The sequence below is a fragment of the Paraburkholderia lebeckiae genome (genome assembly GCF_050436225.1).
GTDB classification, from domain to species: domain Bacteria; phylum Pseudomonadota; class Gammaproteobacteria; order Burkholderiales; family Burkholderiaceae; genus Paraburkholderia; species Paraburkholderia tuberum.
In genome coordinates, this window is the sequence record NZ_JBNDLU010000003.1 from 327,245 (window position 1) to 353,730 (window position 26,486).

The 26,486-nt window shown below is 64.1% G+C and carries 23 protein-coding genes and 3 pseudogenes; 10 read left to right on the top strand and 16 right to left on the bottom strand.

Annotated features, from left to right (window positions below):
- Positions 1-40: 40 nt before the first annotated feature.
- From treA to OKW45_RS36280, 3 genes are all read right to left on the bottom strand, one after another.
- Positions 41-1,849 (bottom strand): alpha,alpha-trehalase TreA, encoded by a 1,809-nt coding sequence (gene treA / locus OKW45_RS36270; RefSeq protein ID WP_429473620.1) that lies wholly within the window; start codon positions 1,847-1,849, stop codon positions 41-43.
- A gap of 353 nt (positions 1,850-2,202) precedes the next feature.
- Positions 2,203-3,696 carry an alkaline phosphatase family protein gene (locus tag OKW45_RS36275; protein ID WP_429473621.1) on the bottom strand — a complete coding sequence of 498 codons (1,494 nt, stop codon included), beginning with the start codon at positions 3,694-3,696 and terminating at the stop codon, positions 2,203-2,205.
- A gap of 145 nt (positions 3,697-3,841) precedes the next feature.
- Complete coding sequence (locus OKW45_RS36280) at positions 3,842-5,758, bottom strand: potassium transporter Kup (protein WP_429473622.1); 1,917 nt, start codon at positions 5,756-5,758, stop codon at positions 3,842-3,844.
- 404 nt (positions 5,759-6,162) lie between these two features.
- On the opposite strand from OKW45_RS36280, the gene OKW45_RS36285 reads away from it, so the two are divergent.
- The 5 genes from OKW45_RS36285 to OKW45_RS36305 all read left to right on the top strand — a co-directional run bounded on the left by OKW45_RS36285 (position 6,163) and on the right by OKW45_RS36305 (position 11,484).
- Positions 6,163-6,858: a TetR/AcrR family transcriptional regulator gene (locus OKW45_RS36285; protein ID WP_018422590.1), complete on the top strand. Its 696-nt coding sequence runs from the start codon at positions 6,163-6,165 to the stop codon at positions 6,856-6,858.
- Positions 6,855-7,820: an HlyD family secretion protein gene (locus tag OKW45_RS36290; RefSeq protein WP_429473623.1), complete on the top strand. Its 966-nt coding sequence runs from the start codon at positions 6,855-6,857 to the stop codon at positions 7,818-7,820. The genes OKW45_RS36285 and OKW45_RS36290 overlap by 4 nt, the downstream gene beginning before the upstream one ends.
- Positions 7,817-8,797: an ABC transporter ATP-binding protein gene (locus tag OKW45_RS36295; protein ID WP_429473624.1), complete on the top strand. Its 981-nt coding sequence runs from the start codon at positions 7,817-7,819 to the stop codon at positions 8,795-8,797. The genes OKW45_RS36290 and OKW45_RS36295 overlap by 4 nt, the downstream gene beginning before the upstream one ends.
- Positions 8,798-8,829: 32 nt before the next feature.
- Positions 8,830-9,945: an ABC transporter permease gene (locus tag OKW45_RS36300; protein WP_184005508.1), complete on the top strand. Its 1,116-nt coding sequence runs from the start codon at positions 8,830-8,832 to the stop codon at positions 9,943-9,945.
- A gap of 81 nt (positions 9,946-10,026) precedes the next feature.
- Positions 10,027-11,484 carry an efflux transporter outer membrane subunit gene (locus OKW45_RS36305; protein ID WP_429473625.1) on the top strand — a complete coding sequence of 486 codons (1,458 nt, stop codon included), beginning with the start codon at positions 10,027-10,029 and terminating at the stop codon, positions 11,482-11,484.
- Positions 11,485-11,497: 13 nt separating this feature from the next.
- On the opposite strand, the gene OKW45_RS36310 is transcribed toward OKW45_RS36305, so the two are convergent.
- The 5 genes from OKW45_RS36310 to benA form a co-directional block, all read right to left on the bottom strand.
- A complete protein-coding gene (locus tag OKW45_RS36310) occupies positions 11,498-12,715 on the bottom strand; it encodes a benzoate/H(+) symporter BenE family transporter (protein WP_429473626.1) in 1,218 nt (405 codons plus the stop codon).
- 165 nt (positions 12,716-12,880) lie between these two features.
- On the bottom strand, positions 12,881-13,672 hold the full coding sequence (locus OKW45_RS36315; protein WP_429473627.1) for a 1,6-dihydroxycyclohexa-2,4-diene-1-carboxylate dehydrogenase: 792 nt from the start codon (positions 13,670-13,672) through the stop codon (positions 12,881-12,883).
- On the bottom strand, positions 13,669-14,691 hold the full coding sequence (gene benC, locus OKW45_RS36320; protein ID WP_429473628.1) for a benzoate 1,2-dioxygenase electron transfer component BenC: 1,023 nt from the start codon (positions 14,689-14,691) through the stop codon (positions 13,669-13,671). The genes OKW45_RS36315 and benC overlap by 4 nt, the downstream gene beginning before the upstream one ends.
- 25 nt (positions 14,692-14,716) lie before the next feature.
- Positions 14,717-15,208 (bottom strand): benzoate 1,2-dioxygenase small subunit, encoded by a 492-nt coding sequence (gene benB, locus OKW45_RS36325; RefSeq protein ID WP_018422598.1) that lies wholly within the window; start codon positions 15,206-15,208, stop codon positions 14,717-14,719.
- A complete protein-coding gene (benA, locus tag OKW45_RS36330; RefSeq protein ID WP_429473629.1) occupies positions 15,205-16,572 on the bottom strand; it encodes a benzoate 1,2-dioxygenase large subunit in 1,368 nt (455 codons plus the stop codon). The genes benB and benA overlap by 4 nt, the downstream gene beginning before the upstream one ends.
- A 459-nt stretch (positions 16,573-17,031) precedes the next feature.
- Between benA and OKW45_RS36335 the strand changes: the two genes are divergently transcribed.
- A complete protein-coding gene (locus tag OKW45_RS36335; protein WP_429473630.1) occupies positions 17,032-17,949 on the top strand; it encodes a LysR family transcriptional regulator in 918 nt (305 codons plus the stop codon).
- A gap of 348 nt (positions 17,950-18,297) precedes the next feature.
- Here OKW45_RS36335 and OKW45_RS36340 read toward each other — a convergent pair.
- From OKW45_RS36340 to OKW45_RS36370, 7 genes and pseudogenes are all read right to left on the bottom strand, one after another.
- Positions 18,298-18,459 (bottom strand): annotated as a pseudogene (locus OKW45_RS36340) (YciI family protein); the annotation flags it as partial.
- Positions 18,460-18,464: 5 nt separating this feature from the next.
- Entirely contained in the window at positions 18,465-19,337 is an 873-nt protein-coding gene (locus tag OKW45_RS36345; RefSeq protein ID WP_018422602.1) for an intradiol ring-cleavage dioxygenase, read from the bottom strand.
- A 45-nt stretch (positions 19,338-19,382) separates the two neighbouring features.
- Positions 19,383-19,529 (bottom strand): annotated as a pseudogene (locus tag OKW45_RS36350) (maleylacetate reductase); the annotation flags it as partial.
- Positions 19,515-19,718: pseudogene (locus tag OKW45_RS36355) on the bottom strand (IS110 family transposase); the annotation flags it as partial. The pseudogenes OKW45_RS36350 and OKW45_RS36355, both read right to left, overlap by 15 nt.
- 145 nt (positions 19,719-19,863) lie before the next feature.
- Entirely contained in the window at positions 19,864-20,205 is a 342-nt protein-coding gene (locus tag OKW45_RS36360) for a hypothetical protein (protein ID WP_018422605.1), read from the bottom strand.
- Between the two features lie 3 nt (positions 20,206-20,208).
- On the bottom strand, positions 20,209-21,006 hold the full coding sequence (locus OKW45_RS36365) for an alpha/beta hydrolase (RefSeq protein WP_429473631.1): 798 nt from the start codon (positions 21,004-21,006) through the stop codon (positions 20,209-20,211).
- A gap of 361 nt (positions 21,007-21,367) precedes the next feature.
- A complete protein-coding gene (locus OKW45_RS36370) occupies positions 21,368-22,399 on the bottom strand; it encodes an AraC family transcriptional regulator (RefSeq protein WP_429473632.1) in 1,032 nt (343 codons plus the stop codon).
- Positions 22,400-22,539: 140 nt separating this feature from the next.
- On the opposite strand from OKW45_RS36370, the gene OKW45_RS36375 reads away from it, so the two are divergent.
- The 4 genes from OKW45_RS36375 (at position 22,540) to OKW45_RS36390 (ending at position 26,243) form a co-directional block, all read left to right on the top strand.
- Positions 22,540-22,944 carry a carboxymuconolactone decarboxylase family protein gene (locus OKW45_RS36375; protein WP_429473633.1) on the top strand — a complete coding sequence of 135 codons (405 nt, stop codon included), beginning with the start codon at positions 22,540-22,542 and terminating at the stop codon, positions 22,942-22,944.
- A 45-nt stretch (positions 22,945-22,989) separates the two neighbouring features.
- The gene (locus tag OKW45_RS36380; protein ID WP_429473634.1) at positions 22,990-24,045 is read left to right on the top strand and encodes a beta-keto acid cleavage family enzyme; all 1,056 of its coding nucleotides are present in this window, start codon (positions 22,990-22,992) and stop codon (positions 24,043-24,045) included.
- 123 nt (positions 24,046-24,168) lie between these two features.
- Entirely contained in the window at positions 24,169-25,401 is a 1,233-nt protein-coding gene (locus OKW45_RS36385; RefSeq protein ID WP_429473635.1) for an MFS transporter, read from the top strand.
- A gap of 5 nt (positions 25,402-25,406) precedes the next feature.
- Entirely contained in the window at positions 25,407-26,243 is an 837-nt protein-coding gene (locus OKW45_RS36390; protein ID WP_429473636.1) for an SDR family NAD(P)-dependent oxidoreductase, read from the top strand.
- Here OKW45_RS36390 and OKW45_RS36395 read toward each other — a convergent pair.
- Positions 26,215-26,388 carry a hypothetical protein gene (locus OKW45_RS36395; RefSeq protein ID WP_162634037.1) on the bottom strand — a complete coding sequence of 58 codons (174 nt, stop codon included), beginning with the start codon at positions 26,386-26,388 and terminating at the stop codon, positions 26,215-26,217. The two genes, OKW45_RS36390 and OKW45_RS36395, sit on opposite strands and share 29 nt — an antisense overlap.
- Positions 26,389-26,486: the final 98 nt, after the last annotated feature.

Sequence of the window (26,486 nt, forward strand, 5' to 3'; positions counted from 1 at the left end):
CTCTTCGGAACGCGCGGGCCCGGCTGCGCCTCCTTTGCAACTAGTGGCCAGCGGGCGACGTGCTGTGCGACGTCTGCGGCGCGGTCGCCGCCGATGCCGCCGCATCCGACACCCCCACCGCACCGCCAGGCAGATCGGCCGGCCGCGTCGAACTCACCGCATCCGGATAGAGCTGCATCAGCACGCGCAGCACGCCATTGGTCCAGCCAAAGCCGTCCTGCAGCGGATACTCGCCGCCCCCCGCCGACTTGCCGCTCGCGTCGACGTCGTACTTCTCGACCAGCTTGCCGGTGCGCTGGTAGTACGCGACGTCGGTGCGGATCCAGCGCGTCGCGATATCGCGCGCGAGCTCCGGCTCGCTATAGCGGCGCAGCCCGATCACCGCGAGGTACTGCAGCGGCGCCCAGCCGTTCGGTTCGTCCCACTGCTGGCCGGTGTTGGTCCGCGTCGTCGCGAGACCGCCCGGACGCAGCAGATCGCGCCGGATCGTCTGCGCCACTTCCCGCGCGTCGTTGCGTGTCGCGACGCCGGCGTAAAGCGGGTACACCGTCGCGGCGGTAAGCCGGTGCGTGGGCGTGCGGTGCACGAAGTCGTAGTCGCCGAAAGCGTGCAGTTGCGGATCCCACAGCACCCGGCGGATCGCATCGGCGCGCACCCGGGCGCGTAGTTCGAGATTCTCGGCGTGGCCTGCATCGCCGGTCACACGGTAGGCTTTCGCGAGCGTGCGTTCGAGGTCAACCATCAGGCAGTTCAGGTCCACTGGCACCAGCGAGGTCACGTCGATGGTCGCGAGCGTCCTGCCGTCGGCAAACCAGCGCGAGCTGAAGTCCCAGCCGGTTTCGCCGCCCGCGCGCAGGTTGCGCCACAAATCCTGCTCATCGCGTTGCGGTATCTGCTGCGCCGTCATCACATCCTCGCGGTACGACTCGTCACGCGGCGCCGCGCGCTCGTCCCAGTAGCGATTGAGCAGCGTGCCGTCGGCGAGGCGCACGAGATGGTGCGCCGCGTTGCCCGGCGCGAGATGGTCGCTGCCGGCCATCCAGTACGCGTATTCACGGCGCAGCTCGGGCAGATAGCGGGCGTAGACCTGATCGCCCTCCTTCCGCGCGACGAGCTGCACCATCTGCGCGAAGAACGGCGGCTGCGAACGGCTCAGGTAATACGTGCGATTGCCGTTGGGGATGTGGCCATAGCGGTCGATCAAGGTCGAGAAATTGTTCAGCTCGTCGTCGACGAGCGCGTGCTGGCCGCTAGCGTCGAGCCCCAGCAGGATGAAGTACGAATCCCAGTAGTAGATCTCGTCGAAGCGGTCGCCCGGCACGATGTACGGCGACGGCAGCGGCAACAGCGACGAGTACGGGCTCGCGCTCGCATCTGGTTCGCGACGCAGCACGCTCCACAGCGTATCGATGTGCGCGGTGACGCTCTCGTTGGGATCGGACGCGTAGCGCTTCGGCGCGCGCGGGGGCAGCGTGAAGCGCTGTTCGACAAACTGTTTCAGGTCGAAGCGCGGCTGAGAACGCTGGCTGTCGTAGTCGGCGATGACCTCGGTCGGCGGCTCGCTTGGCGACATATCGGCAAACGTCTTGCTGTCCGGGTAAAGATGCGCGAGTTCGACGTCACGATACAGTTCGCCGTACAGCTCGGACGGCGGCGTCGGCACGACCGGCGACGGCTGCGCGTGATCCGTGTTTTCGACGTGCCGGTCCGCCGCGCTGCTGGCGGCATTCGCGGCGGCGGCCGATGCGGGCAGCGTAACGGCCGGCACGGCCGGCTGGGTCTGGGTGACCGTCGGCGCGGATTGCGCAATGACGCTGGTGCTTGCGGCGAGCGCCAGCGCGGCGGCCACGTTGGCTACAACGCGGCGGTACGTCCGCTCGCGGGAACACCAAACGGGAAGATCGTAACGAAATGGCATCGGCGGACCCGTTGAGGACGACGCGGTGACGTCGACGTAGGCGGCCCGCCGCGCGCGCCGATGACATGCTGCACGCAACCGCGGGGTTTCGAGACGGTCTCGCCAGCAAGTGCGGGACCCGCTTCGCAAAACGATGTCGCGCGCAAGCGTTTCTCAGCAAACTGCGCTCAAGGCATGAGCCTTCATCAGGCCGTGCATCCCGCCGTGCGCGCTGCCATTCAGAATCCAGCGCGGCCCGGTCCGGCGCCCGCTTGCGGCCCGCTCATTTTAAGCGGAAACCCAGCTTAGCCTCCGGTCCGGAATCCTAGTGACGCCGCCTTCGCGCGCAGATCCGCGAAGCGGTCCGCCGTCGGGTTGATCGCCAGCTTTTGCGACTGATCGATCGCCGATACCGAGCTGGACGGCGCAGGCGCGATCGCCCCCAGGCACGCGCCGGCGAACGGCCCTTGGGCGATCGTGAACTTTGGGGCGTCGGTGCGCGGCGCGTCGGTGAAATCGAGCGCGTAGGCGAGATTGACCGTCGCCGGATCGCTGCCGCGCACGCCGAGCGGCTGCAGACCAAAGCGCCATTGCAGCAGCGCGTGAATCGAGCTGGGGTCGAACGGATAGCGCGTGATCGAGTTCGCGCGCACGCGCGGGCCAAGCAGCGCGAGCGGCACGCGAAAGCCGAGCTTGCCGTCGTTGCCGAGTGTGAGCTCGCTGTTGCTGATCGGCCTGGTGGGCGGCACCACGTGCTCCAGAAACCCGCCCCATTCGTCATAGACGATGATCATCAGCGTGCGGCTCCATGTCGGGCTCGTGCGCAGCGCCTCGTAGACCTGGCCGAGAAACGCCTCGCCATCGCGGATGTCCGCATGCGGATGATCGTCGGTGGAAACGCCTTCGGGCTCGCCCGTGAAAGACGGCTCGACCATGCAGAATGACGGCAGCGTCCCCGTCGACGCATTCAACAGGAACTCCGCGAATGGGCGCGAAATGCCGAGATACTTCGTGCCATAAAGCGCCGTGAACGGCACGTCGTGGTAGTAGTAGTTGCAATCGACATTCGCGTCGCTCAGCTTGTCCCAGATCGTCGCGAGCGAGGACGTATCGGTGCGGTCATCGAGCCGGTCCGTCGCACCGCTATGCAGGTAGAGGCGATTGGGAAACGTGCTGGTCAGGATGCCGCTGAAGTAGAAATCGCCGATCGTGTAGCTGCTCGCCACGGCTTTGAAGAATGGCAGATCGGCCGAGGTGTAGTAACCAATAGGCAGCAGGTCGCCCTGGTGCAGGCTCGTGCCCGGCGTGAGCAGCCAGCCATTCATCGCACCCGAAGCCAGTTGCGTGCGGCCCCCTGCGAAGCCGTGATTGGGGTCCACGGAGGCGCACGCCTGATAGCCGTACGCGGAAATCGCCGCGAGCGAAAACGGCGTTTGCGTCGCGCCGAACGCGTCCTTGAACTGCTGGTTCGCGGGCCTGCCCTCGGCGCCCGGCACCCAGCCGAGGAAATGGTCGAACGAACGATTTTCCATCGTGACGAGCACGATGAAGTCGATGCCCGAGCTGGTCGGCGCGGGCAATGCCGGGCGCGGCAGGCTATAGCGGTCGGCGGCGTCGGGCGAGGGAATGTCGGTAATCGAGCGCGCGGGGTCGCCGCCGCCGTTCGCCCCCGATCCGTCGCTTACATCCGATCCGCCGCCGCCGCAACCCGGCAGCGCAACGCTGCCGGCCACTGCGGCCATGCCCGCAAGAAAGCGGCGGCGGTCGAATTTGTGATTCTGGTGAGTTTCGTCTCCCATGACATGTCTCCTGGTTCGATTCGAACGGCGGGCTGCTCCTTGGCAGCAAGTTTCGAACCTGGGATGTCGGAGGGGCCGAGACGTGCGATGTCTATCGGCGTGCTTTGATCAATGCTCGTTCACCGTCCGTGCTGAACGGCGCGCTCTAGATCTCCACGCGCGCGCCGACTTCGATCACGCGATTGGCCGGCAGTTTGAAGAACGCCGCGATATTGCCCACGTTGTGCAGCATCACCGCGAAAAGCCGCTCGCGCCATAGCGCCATGCCGTGGCCGCGTTTGGGCACGACGGCCGCGCGGCTCAGGAACCACGATGTGTCGTCCAGGTTGAAGGCCAGTTCCGGCGATTTGTAGGCGGCCAGCGTGCGCGGCAAGTCCACTTCGTCCTTGAATCCGTACTTCACCGTTGCGTGCCAGCAACCCGTGCACAGCGGCCTGATCTGCACGCGCTCGGTTTCGGCCACCCACGGCACGTTCTTCGTTATTACGCTTAGGAAAACCGTGCGCTCATGCAGCACACGGTTGTGCCGCAGGTTGTTGACGAGCGCGTGCGGCACCGCTTCGGCGTCCGGCGTCAGGAAGATCGCCGTGCCGCCCACGCGCGTCGGCGAACTTTCGAGCAGCGCAGCGAGGTACGGCTTGAGCGGCGTCTTTCCCGCCCGCACGCGCGCTTCGGCCATCATCATTTCCCAGCCGCGTCCCCACGTCGCCATCACCGTGAACACGATCGCGCCGATCACGAGCGGGAACCAGCCTCCATCGACGATCTTGAGCAGATTCGCCGAGAAGAACAACGCGTCGATCACGAAGAAGAACGCGGTGGACAGCAGGCACAGCAGCCAGTTGTAGCGCCACGCGTAATGCACGACGAAGAACGTCAGGAACGTGGTGATGAGCATCGTGCCGGTCACGGCGATGCCATACGCGGACCCGAGCGCCGTGGACGAGCGAAAGCCCAACACCGCCCCAACCACGGCGATCAACAGGATCCAGTTGATGCCGGGCACGTAGATTTGCCCGATCTCGCGCTCCGACGTATGCACGATGTTCATGCGCGGCAGGAAGGAAAGCTGCATGGCCTGCATCGTCATCGAATAGGTGCCCGAAATAACGGCCTGCGAGGCGATCACGGTGGCGATCGTCGCCAGCACGATCATCGGCACGATGGCCCACTGCGGGAACAGGCGGTAGAACGGGTTTTGCACCGCGCCGGGGTTCGCCAGCAGCAGCGCGCCCTGGCCCAGATAGTTGAGCGCGAGCGCGGGGAAAACGACGCCGAACCAGGTAAGGCGGATGGGTCGCTTGCCGAAATGGCCCATGTCGGCGTAGAGCGCCTCGGCGCCCGTCAGCGAGAGCACCACCGCGCCGAGCGCGACGAACGCGAGCCAGCGGTGGCGCATGACGAAGCCGAGCCCTTCCAGCGGATTGAGCGCATACAGCACGACCGGCGCGGCCATGATGTTCGCGACGCCCGCCACGCCGATCACGACGAACCAGAGCACCATCACGGGCCCGAACACGGCGCCGATGCCGCCCGTGCCGTGCTTTTGCGTGACGAACAGAATGATGAGCGCGGCGAGCGTCACTGGAATCACATAGGTCTTGAGTGCGGGCTCGACGACTTCGAGCCCTTCCACGGCGCTCAGCACGGAAATGGCCGGCGTGATCACGCTATCGCCGAAGAACAGCGCCGCGCCCATCACGCCCACCACGAGGAGGCCGCGACGCAAACGCGGCCGCGACGCGATCGACGACGCCGCGAGCGCGAGCAGCGCCATGATGCCCCCTTCGCCATGATTATTCGCCCGCAGGATCAAGACGACGTACTTGAGCGAAACGACGATCATCAGCGACCAGAAGATCAGCGAGACGATGCCGACGATATTGAAAGCGTTGAGCGTGAGACCGTTGCTGGGATCGAACACGGTGGCGAGCGTATAGAGCGGGCTCGTGCCGATGTCGCCATAGACCACGCCGAGCGCTGCCAGCGCGAGCGCTGGCAGCGCCGGCGAGGCTTCGCCGTGGCCTTCCTTCGCCGGCGCGGCGGATGCGGAATGTGCCATGTCTCCCTCCTCATACGAATCGCGCGTGAGCCGTGAGGGCCGCGCCGCGGGTTCGCTTCGATTCGTTCGTTTCGTTGACGTGAATTCGTTTGGGTCGTACGGGCTGGATCGTGCCGGGTGTGCGCTAGAGAAAGTATAGAAATTTCCGGCGAAAATGCGCTTCGCGCGGGGATGCCAGCTGCCGTCCATTGTCAGCTTCGCGTCGGGCGGAACGGCGAAAGCGAAGCTACCCAGGCAGTGATGTGGCGCGTTTCCTGACGCGGATCAACGAGAGAATAAAGGCCGGCCGCCGCCAGGGATTTCCCCTCCTTCGCCAGACCGGAAAATATCCTAGTATCAATGAGTTAAAACTAACTAACTCATCAATTAGTCTAGTTTCCATGCCGCAAGCCGCCCGCTCCCGAATGGGTCGCCGTCCTCATCCGCAGGACTTCGACGCACGCGAACATCTGCTCGATGTCGCGGTGGCGCTGTTCGCCGAGCGCGGTATCGCCAACACGACGGTTGCGCAGATCGCCGCGGCGAGCGGCGTGACGTCCGCGATGGTGCACTACTGGTTCCAGACGCGCGAAAAGCTGCTCGACGCGTTGTTCGAGGAAAGGCTCGTCGCCGCGTTCGGCGCGATCTGGGACCCGGTCGATCCCGAACACGACGAACCGCTCGCGCTGACGCAAGGCATCGTCAGGCGCATGTTCGATGTCACCGAAACCATGCCGTGGCTGCCTTCGCTCTGGCTGCGCGAGATCGTCAACGAAGGCGGTTTGCTGCGCGAGCGCGCGTTTGCGCGCATCCCCGTGCAAAAGCTCGCCGCGTTCGGTCAGAACATCGCGCGTGGCTGCGCGTCGGGTCAGTTGAACGCACAGCTCGAACCGTTGCTGCTGTTCAACTCGGTGCTCGCTCTCGTGATGCTGCCGCAGGCAACCGCGAGGATCTGGCAGCGCCTGAATCCGCGCACCTCGTTCGATCGCGCGACGCTCGAACGCCATGTCGTCGCGCTGCTCGCGCAGGGCATGAGCGCAACCGCGGCGGTCGAGACCAACGCCAAGGCCAGAACCGGGGCGACGTCCACCGCACGCCGCGCGAAGGGGAAGCCGTCATGACCGTGTTCGCCAGCTCATCCAGACGTGCCGCGTCGCTCGCTCTGTGCATCGCGTGCGCAAGCTGTTCGCGACCACCGGCGAACACGTGGCAAGGCTATGTGGAAGGCGAGTTCCTGTACCTCGCGTCTTCGCAGGCGGGACAGTTGACCGAGCTCGCGGTCTCGCGCGGGCAGACCGTCGCGCAGAACACGCCCCTCTTCGCGCTCGAAGCGCAGAACGAAACCGACGCCGTCGCGCAGGCGGGCGAGCAACTGCGCTCGGCCCGCGCCCAGCTTGCCGACCTTGGAACCGGCAAGCGTCCGCCGGAAGTCGATGTGACGCGCGCGCAACTCGTGCAGGCCAAAGCCGATGCGGCGCGCGCCGCGACGCAGTTCCGCCGCGACCAACAGCAATTCGGCGCGGGCGGCATCGCGCAAAGCCAGCTTGACGACTCGCGCGCGACCGCGTTGTCGAGCGCCGCGCACGTGCGTGAGTTGCAAAGCCAGTTGGCCGTCGCGCGGCTGCCTGGGCGGATCGAACAGATCCGCGCGCAGCAGGCGCAGGTCGACGCTGCGCAGGCCCAGCTCGGCCAGGCCCAATGGAAGCTCGATCAGAAAAGCGTGCACGCGCCGCACGCCGGTCTCGTGTTCGACACGATGTATCGCAGCGGCGAATGGGTGCCGGCCGGCAGCCCCGTCGTGCGCATGCTGCCGCCGGAGAACGTCAAGGTGCGCTTTTTCGTGCCCCAGGGAGTGGTCGGTTCGCTCGCGCCGGGCCGTCGCGTATCGATTCATTGCGACGGTTGCGCGGCCGATGTGCCGGCCGTGCTCAGCTTCATTTCGGACCAGGCGGAGTACACGCCGCCGGTGATCTTCAGCAACGAAAGCCGCGCGAAGCTCGTGTTCATGGTCGAAGCCCGACCCCAGACCGCCGATGCGCCGAAGCTGCGGCCCGGCCAGCCCGTCACGGTCACGCTGCAATGAGTGCGCCCGCGCCCCCCGGCAATGCCAGCGACCCCGTGTACGCGATCGACGTGCAGGGGCTGAACAAGCATTTCGGCACCAAGCACGTGGTCAACGATGTCACGATGCGCGTGCAGCGCGGTGAGATTTTCGGCTTTCTCGGCCCCAACGGCAGCGGCAAGACCACCTGCATCCGCATGATGTGCGGACTGCTGACGCCCGACTCCGGCAGCGGCACGTGTCTCGGCTACGACATCGTGCGGGACAGCGCGCAGATCAAGCGGCGCACCGGTTATATGACGCAGCGCTTCTCCTATTGGGAAGATCTGACGATCCGCGAAAACCTCGACTTCGTCGCGCGCATCTACGAGATGAAGAACCGCCGCGAGGCGGTCGATCGCGCGCTCGAACAGCTTGGCCTTCAAAGCCGTGCGAAGCAGTTGGCCGGCGCACTGTCGGGCGGATGGAAGCAGCGTCTCGCGCTGGCCGCGTGCATGCTCCATGAGCCGGAACTGCTGCTGCTCGACGAACCGACCGCAGGTGTCGACCCGAGCGCGCGCCGCGACTTCTGGGAAGAGTTGCATCGCCTCGCGGCGCGCGGCATCTCGGTGCTCGTCAGCACGCACTATATGGACGAAGCGGAACGCTGCCACAAGCTCGCTTATATCGCCTACGGCAAGCTGCTCGCGCAGGGCACGTCGAAACAGGTCATCGATTCGCAAGGGCTCGTGACGTGGGCCGTGTACGGCCAGAATCTCGTCGAGCTCGGCGACCGGCTGCGCCGCTCGCCCGGCGTCGAGCAGACGGTGGCGTTCGGTTCGTCGCTGCACGTGAGCGGTCCGGACACGCCCGAACTCCACGCCACGATCGACCAGCTGGCTCATTCGGACCCGGCGTTGCGGATCGAAAGACAGGAAACCGGCCTCGAGGACGTGTTCATCTTCATGATGAACCGCTCGACCGACAATTACGCCACCCCTTCGGGCAAAGCATCGTGAATTCCGCGCGCCGACTTCCACGCTTTTCGCTGATGCGTTGGTGGAGCGTCGTGCGCAAGGAGTTTTTGCAACTGAAGCGCGACCGCATCACGTTTGCGATGATGATCGTGCTGCCGATCATGCAGATGGCGCTGTTCGGCTTCGCGATCAATACCGACCCCAAGCATCTGCCGACCGCCGTCATCGCCGCCGATCACAGCGAGTTCACGCGCAGTTTCCTGATGGCGATGCGCAACTCCGATTACTTCGACATCGTATCGACGCTGCCCGACGAAGAATCCGGTCGCCGCGCGCTCGCGCAGGGCAAGGTGCTGTTCGTGCTGAATATCCCCGTCGGTTTCACGCGCAATCTGGCCAAGGGCGCACGGCCATCGCTGCTCGTCGAAGCCGACGCGACGGACCCCACCGCGGTGGGCACCGCGCTCGGCGCGCTGCCGTCGATCGCGCAGTCGGTGTTGCAGAAGGACCTCACGGGTCCGCTGTCGACGCTCGCGGTCGGCCCGGCCGCTTTCGACGTTCAGTTGCACCGGCTCTACAACCCCGAAAGCCTGACCCAGTACAACGTGGTGCCCGGCCTGATGGGCGTGATTCTGACGATGACGATGGTGATGATGACCGGCCTCGCGATCACGCGCGAACGCGAGCGCGGCACGATGGAAAATCTGCTCGCCACACCGGTACTGCCGCTCGAAGTGATGACCGGCAAGATCGTGCCTTACGTGGCGATCGGACTGGTGCAGGTCAGCATCATTCTCGCGGCGGCGCGCTTCGTGTTCAACGTGCCGTTCGAAGGCAGTCTGATCGCGCTGTATCTGTCCGCTCTATTGTTCGTCGCGGCCAATCTGACGATCGGCATTACGCTGTCGTCGCTCGCACAGAACCAGTTGCAGGCCATGCAACTGACGATGTTCTATTTTCTGCCGAACATCCTGCTGTCGGGTTTCATGTTTCCGTTCGCAGGCATGCCGAAGTGGGCGCAGTACATCGGCAACCTGTTGCCGCTCACCTACTTCAACCGGCTCGTGCGCGGCATTCTGCTCAAGGGCGTCGGTTGGGCCGACATGTGGCCGCATGTATGGCCGCTTCTGATCTTTCTGTTCGTCGTAATGGGTATCGCCGTGAAGTTCTATCGGCGCACGCTCGATTGAGGAAGGCCTGCAATGTGTTCCGCTCCTGGCTTTCATGACGTGGCTTTTCATCGCGCGGCTTGTTGGTCCCAGCGTTCCGCCATGCGCCGGCTCGCCGGCTTCTGCGCAAGCGCGGCATTGTGCGCGTGCACCGTCGGCCCGGCTTTCCATCGACCCGACGTGACCAGCGTGTCGAGCTATACCGCCGCGCCGCTCGCGGCAAGCACCGTCGCAGCCGATGGTCCCGGCGGCGCCGCCCAACACTTCGTGCCGACAGACGTACCCGGCGACGGCTGGTGGCGCGCCTTCGGCTCGCCGGTGCTGAACGCGCTCGTGCAGCAGGCGCTCGACGACAGCCCGACTCTCGCGCAAGCCCGCGCGAAACTCGACGAAGCGCAGCAGGACTATCGCGCGCAGGCGGGCGGCACGCTATGGCCGCAAGTCGATGCCAACCTGTCGACCACGCGCGAGAAAATCGATCCCGAGGCGCTCGGCTTCGGTCAGCTCGCGCAGGGCCGCGCGTTTGCGCCGTTCACGCTGTACAGCGCGCAGGTCACGGTGTCGTACACGCTCGATCTGTTCGGCGCGAATCGCCGCGCGCTCGAAGCGGTGGCCGCGCAGGTCGACTATCAGCAATACGAACTCGAAGCCGCGCGTTTGACGGTCGCCGGCAACGTCGTGACGGCGTCGATCCGGCGCGCGTCGCTTGCGCAGCAGATCACCCTCACCCAAGCGCTGCTCGCCAACCAGATGCAGCAACTCGATATCGCCGAACGCCGCTATCGCGCGGGCGGCATCTCCGAGGTCGATCTGCTGAGCCAGCGCACGCTCGTGCAGCAAACCCGCGCGACGTTACCGCCATTGAGCACGCAGCTTGCACAGACCGATCATCAACTCGCGATCTATCTGGGACGCGCGCCGGCGGAATTGGCCACCACCCACGACCTCGCCGCGCTCGACCTCGACACGCTAGTGCTGCCGGCCGATCTGCCGCTGACCTTGCCGTCGACGCTCGCGCGGCAGCGGCCCGATATCCGCGCGTCCGAGGCGCTGCTGCATCAGGCGAGTGCGAACATAGGCGTCGCGACCGCGAACCTGTATCCGCGCATCACGCTGTCGGGCAGCGCGGCGACCGAACGCGTCAACGTGTCCGATCTGCTGACGGGCTTCAACGTGTGGAATTTCGGTGCGGGTCTCACGCAGCCGCTGTTCCACGGCGGTGAACTGCTGGCGCGCAAGCGCTCGTCGGAGGCGGCCTGGCAAGCGGCGCTCGCTGTCTACAAGCAAACCGTGCTGCAGGGACTGCAACAGGTCGCCGACGCGCTGCACGCGCTCGATCAGGACGCGATTGCATTGCAGGCACTCGACGCCGCGCAGCGCAGCGCACAACACAGCGCAGGGATCGCCAGCCAGCGGTATGCGGCGGGCGGCATCAGTCAATTGACACTGCTCGATACGCAGCGTCAGGAATTGCAGACCGGACTCGATCGCACCAAAGCCGCCGCGCAGCGTTATGCCGATACCGCCGCGCTCTATCAGGCGCTCGGGGCGCGGCCTTGAGTCGATCGGTTGGTCATCGGTTTGCCGCCGTCTCGCGCCGCACCTTGTTCAGCACGAGGTACGCGAACGAGCCGATCACGATGCCCCAGAACGCGGAGCCGAGCCCGAGGAACGTCATACCGGATGCGGTCGCGAGAAACGTGATGACGGAGGCCTCGCGATGGTCTTCGTCCTGGATCGCGCCCATCACGTTCGACGTGATCGCACCGATCAACGCGAGGCCCGCCAGAATCGCGACGAACTCCTTCGGCAGCATCGTGAACAGCGCGACGATCGCGCCGGCGAACGTGCCGCCGATCAGATAGAACACGCCGTTCGCAATGCCCGCGATATAGCGCTTGTCCGGATCGTCGTGCGCATCCTTGCCGGTGCACAGCGCCGCCGTGATCGCGGCGATCACGATCGTGATGCCACCGAAAAACGCCACGCCGATCGACGCGATGCTCGTCGCGGTGATGATCGGGCGGGCCGGCGTGTGATAGCCGGACACGCGCAGAATCGCCATCCCCGGCAGAAACTGCCCGGTCAGACTGACGACCACGAGCGGCAACGCAAGACTCAGCGTCGAACTCAGCGTCCATTCGGGTTGGATGAAGATCGGCCGCGTGACTTGCAGCGGCAGCGCGCCCAGGTGCGCGGCGCCGAGCGCGATGGCGAGCATCGTGCCCGTCAACAGCACCAGCACGATGCAATAGCGCGGCAGCAGGCGCCTGAACACGATGTACGCGCCGATCATGCCGAACGCCAACGCGGGCATCGACGCCGCCGCCTTGAACGCATGCGTGCCGAACTGCAGCAGAATGCCGGCCATCATCCCGCAGGCGATGCCCTTCGGAATGCTGCGCACCATGCGGTCGAAATAGCCCGAGATACCGATCAGCAGAATGATCACGGCGGCGCTCAGATACGCGCCCACCGCCTGATGCAGCGTCAGCGCGGGAAACAGTCCGACCAGCAGCGCGGTGCCGGGCGCCGACCACGCGGTCACGACCGGCACTTTCAGCTTCCAGCTCGCGAAGATGCCGGAGACGGCCGCGCCGATCGAGATGCCCCATACCCACGACGCGACCATCTCGTCGGGCATGTGGGCCGCTTGCGCCGCCTGGAAGAAGATCACGAGCGGGCCCGCGTACGAAATCAGCACGGCCAGAAAGCCGGCCACGACGGCGGACACGGACCAGTCGGCCGCAACGGCGCGCGTGGTCGGCGCCTGGCTAGGGGTGGGATTCATCGTCGATGTGGGTCAAGGCGGCCCGCTGTCGGTGACACGCGCCTCGCGGCGCAGGTTGCCGCTGGTCGTCGCAAGTCACCGTCAGAGAGCGGAGTCATTCCGGGCCGATAGTATGAAGGACGATCGCCGCGCGGCCTATCGGCATTGTTCAGCGGCCGCCGCTCGCTAGCCCTGATCGCCGCCGCCGACCGGCAGCACGGTGCCGGTGATATACGACGCTTCATCGGACGCGAGGAACAGGATCGCGCCGACCTGTTCGTCGATCGTGCCGTAGCGATGCATCAGGCTCGACGCGATCGTCTGATCGACGATGCCCTGATACCACGTCGCTTCCGGCTCGCTTTGCGGTGCCGTATTGCGCGGCACGCGGCGCGGCGGCGCTTCGGTGCCGCCGGTGGCGACCGCGTTGATGCGGATGCCGTGTTCGGCATGCTCGAACGCGAGGCTCGCGGTCAGCGCATTGACGCCGCCCTTCGAGGCCGCATATGGCACGCGATAAATGCTGCGCGTCGCAATCGACGACACGTTGACGATTGCCCCGCTCGCGCGCTTCAGCATCGCGGGCAACACCGCGTGGCAGCACCACAGCGTCGGGAACAGCGAACGCCGCACCTCGGCCTCGATCTGCTCTGCTTCATATTCCTCGTACGGCTTCGCCCAGATCGTGCCGCCGACGTTGTTGACGAGCGCGTCGATGCGGCCGAACGCCTCGATCGCGAAGGCCGTCATCGCGGCCGCGCCCGCATAGGTTTCGAGGTCGGCGATGAACGCGCGCGCATCGCCGCCTTCGCGTGCGATCTCTTCGGCCACCTCGTGCACGATCGGCGAACGGTCGACCAGCACCAAAGCCGCGCCCTCGCGCGCCGCGCGCAACGCGACGCCACGGCCGATGCCCTGGCCCGCGCCGGTCACGACGAGCACCTTGCCTTTGAAGCGATTGGTAAAGGTCGAAGTCATGCTACGTTGCTCGCCGAGAATTTTTCGTAGTAGAAGTTCACGGGCTCGACGCTGCTGTCGCGCAGCCAGCCCTGCACCGCTTCGACCATCGCGACCGGGCCGCACAGGTAGACATCGACGTCGCCGTCGTTTAGCCATTCGCTGTCGACGTGCGCGGTCACGTAGCCCTTGCGCTCGTGGCTGCTCGCGGAATCGACGACACAGGTGCGATAGCTGAAATTCGGCAGCGAGCGCTGCGCCTCTTCGATCTGTTCGAGCGCGACCAGATCGATGTCGTTGGTCACGCCGTACACGAGGCGCACCGGCTGCATGGTGCCGCTCGCCTTCAGCACGTCGAGCATCGACAGAAACGGTGCGATGCCGGTGCCGCCCGCGAGGAACAGCACCGGACGCTGCGGATCGCGCAGATAGAAGCTGCCATACGGACCCGTGAAGCCGATCCGCTGACCAGGCTGCGCATCGTTGCTCAGAAAGCCGCTCATCTTGCCGTCCGGCACGTTGCGCACGACGAACGCCGCGCGCGTCGCGCCCGGCGCCGAGCTGAACGAGTACGACCGGCTCTCGCCGCTCGCGCCCGGAATCTCGACGTTCACGTATTGACCCGCGAGAAAGGTCGGCGCGCCCGCGCCGTCGATATCGATCGAGAAATGGATCGTCGAATCCGACAGCGGCTCGACCGCCGCAAGCGTGCCTTCGAAACGCGACACACCGGTCTTGCACGCCGCCGCCGACGCCTGCACGCGAATCACCAGATCCGAGCGCGGCCGCGTCTGGCACGCGAGGATATAGCCCTGGCTCGCTTCCTCGGGGGTCAACGCATCTTCGACGTAGCTCGACTCGGGCATGTCGTACGCACCCGATTCGCACAGCCCCCGACAGGTGCCGCACGCGCCTTCACGGCAATCGAGCGGAATGTTGATCTTCTGCCGGTAAGCGGCATCCGACAGCGTTTCGTTCTCGCGGCAGCTGATGAAGCGCGTGACGCCGTCTTCGAACTGAAGTGCAATAGTGTGTTCCATGACCTGTCTCCTGCAACCGCACCGGCTAGATGTGGTAGATGTCGATGACCTGATTGATGTAGTCGTTCTTCAGCACGACGTACTTGCTCAAAATTTGCGGCTGCGCGCCGTTGAAGTCGATCACGTAGCGCGACATGCCGAAGTAGCTGTAGTTCGTCTTGTAGCGATGGCTCAGCGTGTGCCAGTTGAAGCGCACCGTGTACACGCCGTTGTCCGCGCTCTCCACTTCGACGTTGGCCAGGTTGTGGCTCGTGCGCGTGTCGGGCATCGTCGCGCTCGAACGCTCGGTCTTGATGCGGAACACGCGGTCTTCGAGGCCCTGGCGGTTCGGATAGTAGATCAGCGAAATCTCACGCTGCGGATCGGTGACGAGCTTGTCCTCGTCGTCCCACGACGGCATCCAGAACGATGCGTCCGGGTGATAGCAGGCGAGCCACTCGTCCCATTGCTCGTCGTCGAGCAGACGGCTTTCGCGGAACAGGAAAGCCTGAATATCGGTGATGGCGATGTTGCTCATGCACGGCTCCCCGGCGCGTTCAGCGCCTTTTTCATCGTGTCGATCCAGTAGCGGTGCTGCACCGTGTATAGGCCCTCGTCCTCGGTCTTCACACCGCTCATCACCGGGTTGAGGCCGATCTTTTGCGCGGCTTCGTCCGCGCCGTCGATCCAGTGCTTCGAACCGCGGCACATGTCGTTCCATTCGACCGCGCGGCCCGCGTAGCCCAACTGGCAGGCGCGGAATTCCTCGAGGTCGTCGGGAGTGGCCATGCCGCTCACGTTGAAGAAGTCCTCGTATTGACGGATGCGGCGCGAGCGCGCTTCGTCGGACTCGCCCTTCGGCGCGATGCAGTAGATCGTCACCTCGGTCTTGTTGACCGACAGCGGCCGCAGCACGCGAATCTGCGAGCCGAACTGGTCCATCAGATACACGTTCGGGTAGAGGCACAGGTTGCGCGAGTTCTGGATCATCCAGTCCGCGCGCTCGGCGCCGCAGCGCGCGGCGAATTCCTCGCGGCGGCTGAAGTTCGGACGGTCCTCGGGATTCGCCCAGCGCGTCCACAGCAGCATGTGACCGTGCTCGAACGCGTAGAAGCCGCCGCCCTGACGGCCCCAGCTGCCGGCATCCATCGCGCGGATCTGGTCTTCGCGCGCGTTCTCTTCCTTGCGATGATTGGTCGTCGCCGCGTAATTCCAGTGCACCGCCGACACGTGATAGCCGTCCGCGCCGTTTTCGGCGGTGAGCTTCCAGTTGCCTTCGTACGTGTAGGTCGACGAGCCGCGCAGCACTTCGAGGCCCTGTTCCGACTGGTCGACGATCATGTCGATGATGCGCGCAGCCTCGCCGAGAAACGTCTCGAGCGGCGGCACGTCATCGCTCAGGCTGCCGAACAGGAAGCCGCGATAGTTGCCGAAGCGCGCGAGCTTCTTCAGGTCGTGCGAGCCTTCCTTGTTGAAGCAGTCGGGATAGCCGGCGTCCGCGGGGTCCTTGACCTTCAGCAGCTTGCCGCTGTTGTTGAAGGTCCAGCCGTGGAACGGGCACGTATAGGTCGCCTTGTTGCCGCGCTTGTGGCGGCACAGCATCGCGCCGCGATGCGTGCACGAGTTGATGAACGCGTTCAGCTCGCCCTGACGGTTGCGCGCAATCACGACCGGCTGACGGCCCATGTACGTCGTGAAGTAATCGTTGTTGTTCGGAATCTGGCTTTCGTGCGCGAGGTAAATCCAGTTGCCCTCGAAAATGTGCTGCATTTCGAGTTCGAACAGACGCTCGTCGGTAAACGCGCTGCGATGCAGGCGGTAATCGCCGCGCTCGCGGTCTTCCACGAGAAAGTCGTCAATGTTCTTCAATTGCGGAGTGTGATCCGGGTAGATCGGAATCATGCCTGTCTCCTGGTTCGGACTGTTGGTATGCGTGCGACGCACGCGTATAGGGTGCGGCCTGCCTGCCGGGAGGCCGGTGGCCGGTTGGTCTTTCACGTCGGGGAGCGGAGGCGGTGCGCCTCCGTATGGCGTCAGGCCGTGGCGCGCACGCGCTCGACCTTCGGCACGGGAGGCGGGACCTGGTGCCTGAGGGAATCGGTGGACAACCCTTGCATCGGGGCTGCGATATCAGCATGTCTCATTGCTGCTCCTGAACTCTTTCTAGGTCTTGGATCCCATGCGCGAGGATTTGCCTGCGCCGTCTCCAGGGGGCCGACCGACGCTTCAGACCGGGCCGAGTCATCGATGCTCGGGAGGTATAATTTTGCGGGGCGTCTACGGTAACTGAAGCATAGTTCTGCGCCAGTTGCATCGTCCAACACTGATTTAGTATCGCGACGATACTTAAAAGGTATTTCTATGGAACTGCGCCATCTGCGCTACTTCGTGGCCGTCGCCGAGGAATGCAATGTCACGAAGGCCGCCAAACGTCTGCATATTGCGCAGCCGCCGCTGAGCCGGCAGATCCAGCAGCTCGAAGAGACCCTTGGCGTGCAGCTGTTCGAGCGCAACTCGCGGCCGCTGAAGCTGACCGAGGCTGGCCGCTTCTTCTATTCGCACGCCGTGCAACTGCTCGCGCAAACGACGGAAATCGAGGCGATGACGCGGCGCGTCGGCAAGATCGAGCGCAGTTTGTCGGTGGGCTTCGTCGGCTCGACGCTGTACGGCATGCTGCCGAAAATCATCCGCCGCTTTCGCACCGAGAACAGCACCGTCGAGCTGAGCCTGCACGAGATGTCGACGATGGATCAGATCAAGGCGCTCAAGGAAGGCCGCATCGACGTCGGCTTCGGCCGCATCCGTCACGAAGACCCGAGCATCCGGCGCGTCGTGCTGCGCGAAGAACGGATGATCGTCGCGCTGCCGCTCGGCCATCCGCTGATCGCCGCGAAGCCGGTGCTGTCGCTGCACGACCTGACCGGCGAAACGCTGATCATTTTCCCGAAGGCGCCACGGCCCAGTTACGCGGACCAGGTGCTCGCCGCGTTTCACGATCGCGGTCTGAAGCCGCAGCGGCTCTACGAGACCCGCGAATTGCAGATCGCGCTCGGCCTCGTCGGCGCGGGCGAAGGCATCTCGATCGTGCCGGCGAGCGTGTACGGCTTGCAGCGCGGCGACGTCGCCTACAAGGACCTCGACGATCAGAACCTCGTGTCGCCGATCATCATGAGCATGCGCATGCTCGACGAATCGGCCGACATCCAGCGCATGCTCGAACTGATCTACGCGCTGTACGACGAAGAGCACATGACCTATCTGCCGCCTTCGCATTCGTAGTGCGGATTGCGCGGTTCGCGGCCCGACGCCCAGGCGGGCGTCGCCGTAACGAAGCTGTATGGACAAGATATCCGCCACGGTATAGAACGCAGGTACGCGCGGAAATTCCGGCTGCGCCCGCAGCCCTTCAATTAGCCTCCCAAGCATCGGGCACGGGCTCGAAGTGCCCGCGGGATACGTGCAGCGCAACAGGCTGTCCGAGCGCGGCGGATATCTGGCGACCGAGGCGCTGCTCGCTCTCGACGATGCGCCTGACGCGCTGATGTTCCAGAGCGACTGCATGGCGATCGGCGCCTATCGAAAGCTTCACGAGCTGGGCCAGGTGCCGGGCCGCGATCTGGCGATCTTCATCGCATCGCATTGCGGCGCGAGCGTCGGACCGCCGAGGCGCACGAACACGCCACGATGCGTATTGCCGCGCAACCACGTCCGATGCACCGGACGCACCCGTTCGCGCACTTCGCGCATGCCGGGCTTGTCGGTCGCGAATACCGCGAAAAAACGTGCCATCGTCATCAACTCCGATCGAGGATGAAGTCGTAGCGCGCTTCGCGGAACGGTCCATCGAAGCCGAAGCGGCGCGCGAGTTCGTGATCCGCGGAGCACTCGCGATAGTCGACCATCAGCGAGGGCTTCACGCCGAACACCGCGTCCGAATCCAGATACGGATCCTCGCGATCGAACACATGCGTGACCAGTGTCCGATGCCCCGGCGCATCTATCATGAAATGCAGATGCGCGGGTCGCCACGGATGCCGTCCGGTCGCTTCGAGCATGCGGCCGACCGGGCCGTCGGTCGGAATCGGATAACTGACTGGCACGATCGTCGAAATCGCGTAGCGGCCTTCGGCGTCGGTGTGAAAACGTCCACGCAGATTGCCGTGCGGCTGCTCGGTGTCCTGCCCCGAGTACATGCCGTTATCGGCGGTCTGCCAGACGTCGAGCACCGCGTTGGCAAGCGGCTCTCCGTCCGTCGACAACACGCGCCCATGCACGAGTGCGGGCGTGCCCGGCGTGAACGCGATGTTTTCGCCATACGCGCGCTCGGGCATGCCGCGAATATAGAACGGACCGAATACGGTGGTGTCGGTCGCGCCCGTCGCGAGACGGTGATTGATCGCGTCGACGAGCATCGACACGCCGAGCGTATCCGACAACAGGATGAATTCCTGACGCACGAGGTCGTCGCACATCTTGCCGGTATCGGTCAGAAAGCGAATCGCCGACATCCATTCGGCCTCGGTCGGCTCGACTTCACGCACGAACGCATGCATGTGCCGCACGAGGCTTTGCATCAGCGTGCGCAGCCGTTCGTCGGGCGTGCCCGCGAAGCTTGCTACCACCTGCTCGGTCAGGGCCTGCTCGGCGTCTTTGCTGTCTGTCGACATGTCTTCCTCCATCGATTGTTCTGGCGGCGCTGCGTTGGCCAACGCTCAGGCGGGTTCGGCGCCTTGCCACGCACGTTGCAGCAGCGCGCGGATCGCATCGCGCTCCACGGGACGCGGGTTCGCATACGGATTCTTGCACACGAGACCGGCCGCTTCGTCGAGTCCCTGCTCGGGCATGCCGATCTGCGCGAGCTCGCGGCCCCAGTAGTGCGACGAGCCGCACGCTTCCATGCCGATCACACACGGGTCAAGCGTTGCGAAATACCGGAGTACATCCGTGCGTCTCAACTGCTTGTGCACAACCATGTGGCCTTGCGGATCCACGGCGTGAAGCTGCAAAACATTCTTGGCCAGATCCAGTCCAACAGTCGCTATGTTCATGATGAACGCTCCTTTGCCGTGGACGTCACGACTTCTGCACTTTGGCATAAATCCTTTCGCCGCTTAGCGGGAGTCGTCCATCACATCAGAGCCATCGGCGACTTACTGGGGGTTACGACTCCGCAGAATCGTCGTGCTGTGATGGTCACCGCCCCGTCATTATCCGGAGGATTTTCTGCACGATGCGCTCATGCTGCTCCAGCGCCTCATCGAGCGTACTTGCTCCGTAGCTCCTGTTGTCTTGCGCCTGCATTCCGGCGACGCGCGTCACGAACAGCAATGCCTCCCCGGTTTTCGGTTTGGACACACCACGGAAGCGGGTCGTAACCGTTACACCGTAGTCGTCCAGCAGTGTGCGGCGGAAGATCAGTTCGTTTTCCGTCATCCAGCGCGACCACGCGCCGTGGTCGAACACCTCGACAGGCCTGTTCTTCGCGTCGAGAACATAGATGCGCTCCGAGCTGGACGGGACCGGTGGCGTCTTCATATTTCAATGCAAAGGCGTAAGCAGGAAGTCGGTCGCCTCCCGCCACCAGGTTTCGTCGACGTGGCCAATCCAGTCGTTATGGTCAGCCGCCTTCACCACCACGAGTTTTCTCGGTGCGGACAGCGAGTTGTAAAGCGCCTCGCCGTAGCGCGCGGGGACGATGCTGTCGCGTTCCGCAACCACGACGAGAATCGGGCGGTCGAACGACGCCAGGTGGGTCACGCTGTCGTATCGGTCGCGCAGCAGCCACCTCACGGGCAGCCACGGAAAGTGATAAGCGGCGACGTGCTCGAGCCGATCCCATGGCGTGATGAGCATCATGCCTGCGATCTTGTCGCGTTCACGCGAGCCGGCCGCAGCGACCACGCCGGCCCCAAGCGATTCGCCGATGAGCAGCAGCGGCGCTCCATAGAGGCGATGTGCGAGCGCGATGGTTTGTTGAGCATCGCCGACCAGACTCGCTTCGCCTAATGCACCGGTGCGCGGCCCGTAGCCTGGATATTCAGCGAGAATCACGCGCAGCCCGAGCCGGGTGAGCGCTGCGGCATAGAACGAGCGGTGGCCGGCATGCCCCGCATTGCCATGGAAGACGATGACCGTGGCGCGCGCGGAACCGTCCGGCTCCGCCACGAGGCCCCTGTACGCCTCAGGTGTCGGCCAGGCGCGCAGTCCGCCGGAGGTGACCTCCTCGATTGCGGACTTCTGAGGGAAGTAGAGAAAACGATCCTGCAAGATGGCGACTCCGGCTAACACGGTCATGTACGCGACGGCGAGGCCGACCATCATTCGGGTGAATTTCATCGTCTTGCGCTCGACCCACCGAACTTTTCGATAGCACACACCCAGTTTAGCGCGCAGTCGGCACCGCTCATATTCAGGCGTGTCGTCAGGATTTGGGCGGCTTCTCGCGGTCGAAATGCAGAACGTACCGGATTTCTCCGGTTAGCGGATTCCCATTTGCGTCAATCGCGGTCATGGGATAGACCGCGTCCTTCGGGCCGTTCGCTCCGAACCGACCAAGCTCACAATGGCCCGTAGAGGATAGCGTGTCTCGTATTGCCCCAGGTTCAGCGGAATCCGCCAGCCATTGCGGACATTGAGCAGGACTTTGTCCATTGCCGATGTCGTCGCGCTGAACAACGCGCGTTCTACTGGATTGGTATTAGACGGACTCATCGCGGGCGCCCGCACTTCGTTGCGCATTTTTGCTTCGCCACGTCGAAACACTGCAACCGAAGCGGCCGCCGAACCAGCGCGAGAATGCGCTCAACGACGAGAAGCCCACCAGCGCCGCGACTTCGGACAGCGGCCGGTCGGCGTTATCGACATATCGCATCACCAGTCCGGCCCGCACCGTATCGACAATCGACAAATAGCTGTCGCCATGCTGGGCGAGATGGCGATGCACGGTCCTGCGATCCACGCCCAGGTGCTGCGCGATCCGATCGACCGAACAGGTGCCGGACGGTAGCAGCGCGACGACCAGTTTCGTGACCTTGTCGGACATCGTCGCGTTGGTCTGCAGCAGCATCGAATCCAGATACCGGCGTACCTGCTGGGCCATGACCGGATCGTAAGCCGGAATCGCGGCGTCGAGATCGGATGTGACGCACACGATGCCGTCGAAATCCTGGTTGAATTCGACTGGAGCGCCAAATACGCGCGTATGCATGGCGACGCTGGCTGGAGCACTGTGCGTGAAACAGATGGTGCGGGGCTTCCAGCTGGCGCCGAGCACCATGCTCAGTAACCGGAACAACACAGCGAGCACCAACTCTGTTGCCTGGCGCATCGAGCCGGGCACAACGCCCATGAGTTCTTCGCGGATGATGGCCAGCCCTGCCGTTTCCTCGATGCGCATGACGACCGCTTCGTTCTGCAGCCTCAGGTAGTGCGCCATCGATCCGAGCGCGCGGCGCAAGGTCGGCTGTTCACGCATCACGAAACCGAGCGAACCAAGGTTGGAGAGTTCACGCGTCTCGGCCATGCGTAGCCCGAAATCCTCGATGGCAGCGGCGCGCGCCGATGTCTCCAGAAGCCTCGCCACAGCTTCGGCTGGAATCATGATGTCGGGGTCCAGCAGCACAGACCGGTTGATGCCGGCATCAGCCAGCTTGCGATAGGGATCGAGACCTACCGAACGGGCCACTTCGACGTAATTGGTCAGCGCCGCACTACGCAGCAGATAGGACATATGGTTTTCCCATGCTGTCCCAAAATGTAAATTAGTTGTCCCGGAATGTCAAACGGCAATCGGCCCGCCCCGGATACTTGCTTCCGTAGACGCATGACGCTCATGCGCCGCGCGATTCGCACATATCGAGGAGACGAACGATGAGCAATGAGACTAGCAGCGCCACACCGGTCAGCGATCAATTGCGCGTTACGGGTAACTGGAATCCCGCCTGGGACGCAATTGCGCAACTCGATCCCATCTGGGCCGAGAAATTCATGGCGATGGGCATGCACCCCGTGATCTCGGGCGTGCTGGAACCGAAAGTGTTCGAGTTCCTCGCTATCGCCGTCGATGCGTCCTGCACGCATATGTATGCGCCGGGCACACGCCGTCACATCCGCAAGGCGATCGAGCTGGGCGCCACCCAGCAGGAGATCGCCGCGGTGCTGCAAGCGGTGAGCGTCCTCGGCATCCATTCGAGCAGCCTCGGCGCGCCGATCCTGCTGGAAGAACTGGCCGCCTTCGAGACGGCAAAGGGCGAGGGTGCGCAGGCCGCTGCCTGACATCCAGCCTCACCACTCCACGCATTCCTTAATAGGAACACAAACATGCATTTTCTAGACGACTCCCTGCTGCCTGAGAACCAGGAAAAACTCGTGATTCAGGTCGCGCCGTATGGCCCGCAATGGATTCCCGGCGATTCGGACGATATTCCGGTCACGATGGACGAGCAGGTCCAGAAAGCCGTCGACTGCTACAACGCAGGCGCGACCGTGCTGCACGTGCACGTGCGCGAAGAGGACGGCAAGGGCAGCAAGCGCCTGTCGAAGTTCAACGAGATGCTGGCGCGCCTGCGCGACGCGGTGCCGAACATGGTGCTGCAAGTCGGCGGCTCGATCTCGTTCGCGCCTGAGAATGAAGGCGAAGCCGCCAAATGGCAGAACGACGATACGCGTCATATGCTCGCGGAGTTGGACCCGCGGCCGGATCAGGTCACCGTCGCGATCAACACCAGCCAGATGAACGTAATGGAACTGATGACCGAGGCTGACATCGCGGGCACCTCGCTCATGAATCCGGCGCTCCAGGCGGCTTACCGCGACATGATTGTGCCGTCCAATCCGTCGTGGCACGTCGAACACATCAGGCGTCTCGTCGCCAACGGCATCCAGCCGCAGTTCATGCTGGGGAATCTGGCGCAACTGGAAACGCTCGAGCGCCTGATCCGCAACGGCGCGTATAGCGGTCCACTGAACCTCAATTACGTGGCAATCGGTGGCGGTGCGGCCGGGCTGCATCCCGCCGACATGATCGAGTTCGCCCGCCGTACGCCGGACGGCGCGGTGCTCACGTTCGAAACGCTGAACCGGAACGTGGTGCCGATGAATACGCTGGCCATCGCCTTGGGCCTGCACGTACGGGTCGGTATCGAAGACACGCTCTTCGGTCCCAACGGGGAACGGGCGACTTCGGTGCAGCAGATCCAGAAGATCGTTCGCATTGCGCGTGAACTCAACCGCGATATCGCGAGCGGCGAAGACGCTCACCGCATCTATCAGACCGGCACGCAATGGGGCTCGGTCGATGAGACGCTGGACAACTTGCGCATGCCGCCAAACCGGACAACCGTTCAACGCGACGTACCCGCACGCAAGGTCGCCTGATCGGGGGTGACGAGACGGGCTGCGGCAGCGTATCGCATTCCGCCTCGCTTGCAGTGAATCCCTCAGGCACGGAGACAGATGATGTTCTGGAAGAAAAGCCCCCCTGCAGTTCTGGTGTCGCTCATGGTGATCCACCTGCTGGCGCACATCGATCGCAATATGCTGCTCGGTTTCTCGCCGCAGATTGTCAAGGATCTGGCGCTCAGCAATGCGCAATACGGCTTTCTGGTCGGTGCAGTATGGGTGATGAGCTTCGGCGTGATGGCGATGGTGATGGGTTCCCTTGCGGACCGCTTCAGCCGTCCACGGGTCATCGCCGCCGGCGTGCTGATCTGGAGCGCGTGCACGCTGGCCTCGGGCCACGCGCAGACCTTCGAGCAACTGGCGATCGCGCGCTTTTTCGTTGCTAGCGGCGAGGCGGCACTGGTACCTGCTGCCGCGGCCCTGCTGACTGAACTCTTCTCCGAGAAGCGGCGCGGCACCGCCATGGGGTTGTTCTTCATGGGAATTCCTCTAGGCGTCGGTTGCAGCTTCCTGCTTGCCGGCAGCTTCGGCGCCACGCATGGCTGGCGGACCACGTTCTATGTGCTGGGCATCCTCGGCATTGCCATCGCGTTGCCGCTGGGGCTTCTAAAGGAAGACCGCAGCAGGCTCGCACCGCAGGAGCGCGGCGCGCCCTTCGTGCCGCAGGCGCTCGCGGTGATGCGTACCGTCGGCAGCGATCGCGCACTGTGTTTCACGATCGTCGGCTTCGTGCTGGTCCACCTGGTGTTTGCCAGCTTTTCGTTCACGCAGTTGTGGCTGGTCAACGAGCGTGGCATGAACGCAGCCGGGATTGCGACCCGGATCGGCGTGCTGCAACTGGCGTTCGGAACGCTTGGCGCGCTAGTGGGCGGTGTAATGGCCGATCGCCTTGCTGCGAAATTGCGGGGAGGACGCGCGAGTTTCATGGCGCTGCTCGTCGTGATCTGCGCGCCGATGATGCTGGCGTACCGTTTCGTGCCGGCCGGTTCGCCGCTGTTCTACATCGGCATGTGCGCCGGATTCTTCCTGCCGCTGGCGGTATATGGTCCGGCTGCTGCTGCCATCACGAGCATGGCGCCGCAGAAAATGCGCTCGACGATCTTCGGTTTCACGATGCTGTCGATCAATGTCTTCGCGTTCGCCATTGGCAACATGGTTGTCGGCATGGTCGCCGACCATTTCATCGAGGCTGGGGCAACCGCTCCTCTGACTGGCGTGCTGATCGCCACCGACGTGCTGGCGATCAGCTCAGCCCTGTTCTTCGCACTCGCGGCACGCGCCACAGGCCGGCAACGCGCGGCTGCGATGGAAAACATACAACCTGCGAGGTAATCAAGATGCAAAACCAACGTCAGAATCTGGAAGGGCGTGTGGCCCTCGTCACCGGTGCCGGTCGCGGCATGGGCGGTGCGATCGCCATCGACCTGGCCCGCGCAGGTGCGCGAGTCGCCATCTGCGATATCGACACGCCGGCACTGGAACAGACGCGCGCGGCAGTGGAAGCAGTTGGTGCACAGTGTCTTGCGCGGCGCTGCGACGTGTCGTCCAGCAGCGAAGTCGCCAGTCTGTTCGCCGCCATCGCCGAGCGCTTCGGCACGCTGCACATCCTGGTCAACAACGCTGCGCTCGTGCCCGCGAGACCAGTCGATACCGAGCGCCGCAACAGGCATTACGCGTATCTGACCACGCCGGTGCCGCGCAAGTCGCTGGGTTTCACCAGCAACATCAGCGATGAAGAGTGGCATCGATACTGGGACGTCAATGTGCACGGCCTGTTCTATTGCACGCGCGAGGCGCTCAAGCTGATGGAGCCGCAGCGCGACGGCAAGATCGTCAACATCGCGTCGATTGCCGGTATCTCCGCGATGAGCGCGCATAGCCCGCACTACAGCGCGACCAAAGGCGCGGTGGTCGCCTTCACGAAGTCGGTTGCGGCCGAAGTGGCTGGTGCCAACATTTTCGTCAATGCGATGGCGCCGGGAGGCGTGGCCACTCCCGAGTTCACGAAGTACTTCGAAGCCGCCGGCGAGGAAAAGCGCAACCAGTTCTGGCAAGTGTGCCCAGCTGGACGCCTTGGGACGATGGAGGAGTACGCGTCGATGGTGACCTACCTCGCCGGCGATCACTACCTCGTCGGCCAGGTAATCAGCCCGAACGGCGGCGCAGTGATTTGACCGCAAGCGCCGCATGACTCCACGCGAAGCCGTTGGAAATCCCTGCATCAATATTTGCAGGATGGACCAGAACAATAAGTTCTGACAAGGATGCTGGAGAACGCCCATCGAGATAGGCCTCTGGGAACAGATGAACGATCTGCAAAAGGCCGACCTTGCTGAATTGCTTGAATGCCGTGGAAGCGCAAAGGTGTCGCGGGCGGGGGCGCCCTGCGCCCCTCTTCTAGAGAATGGACTGACGAA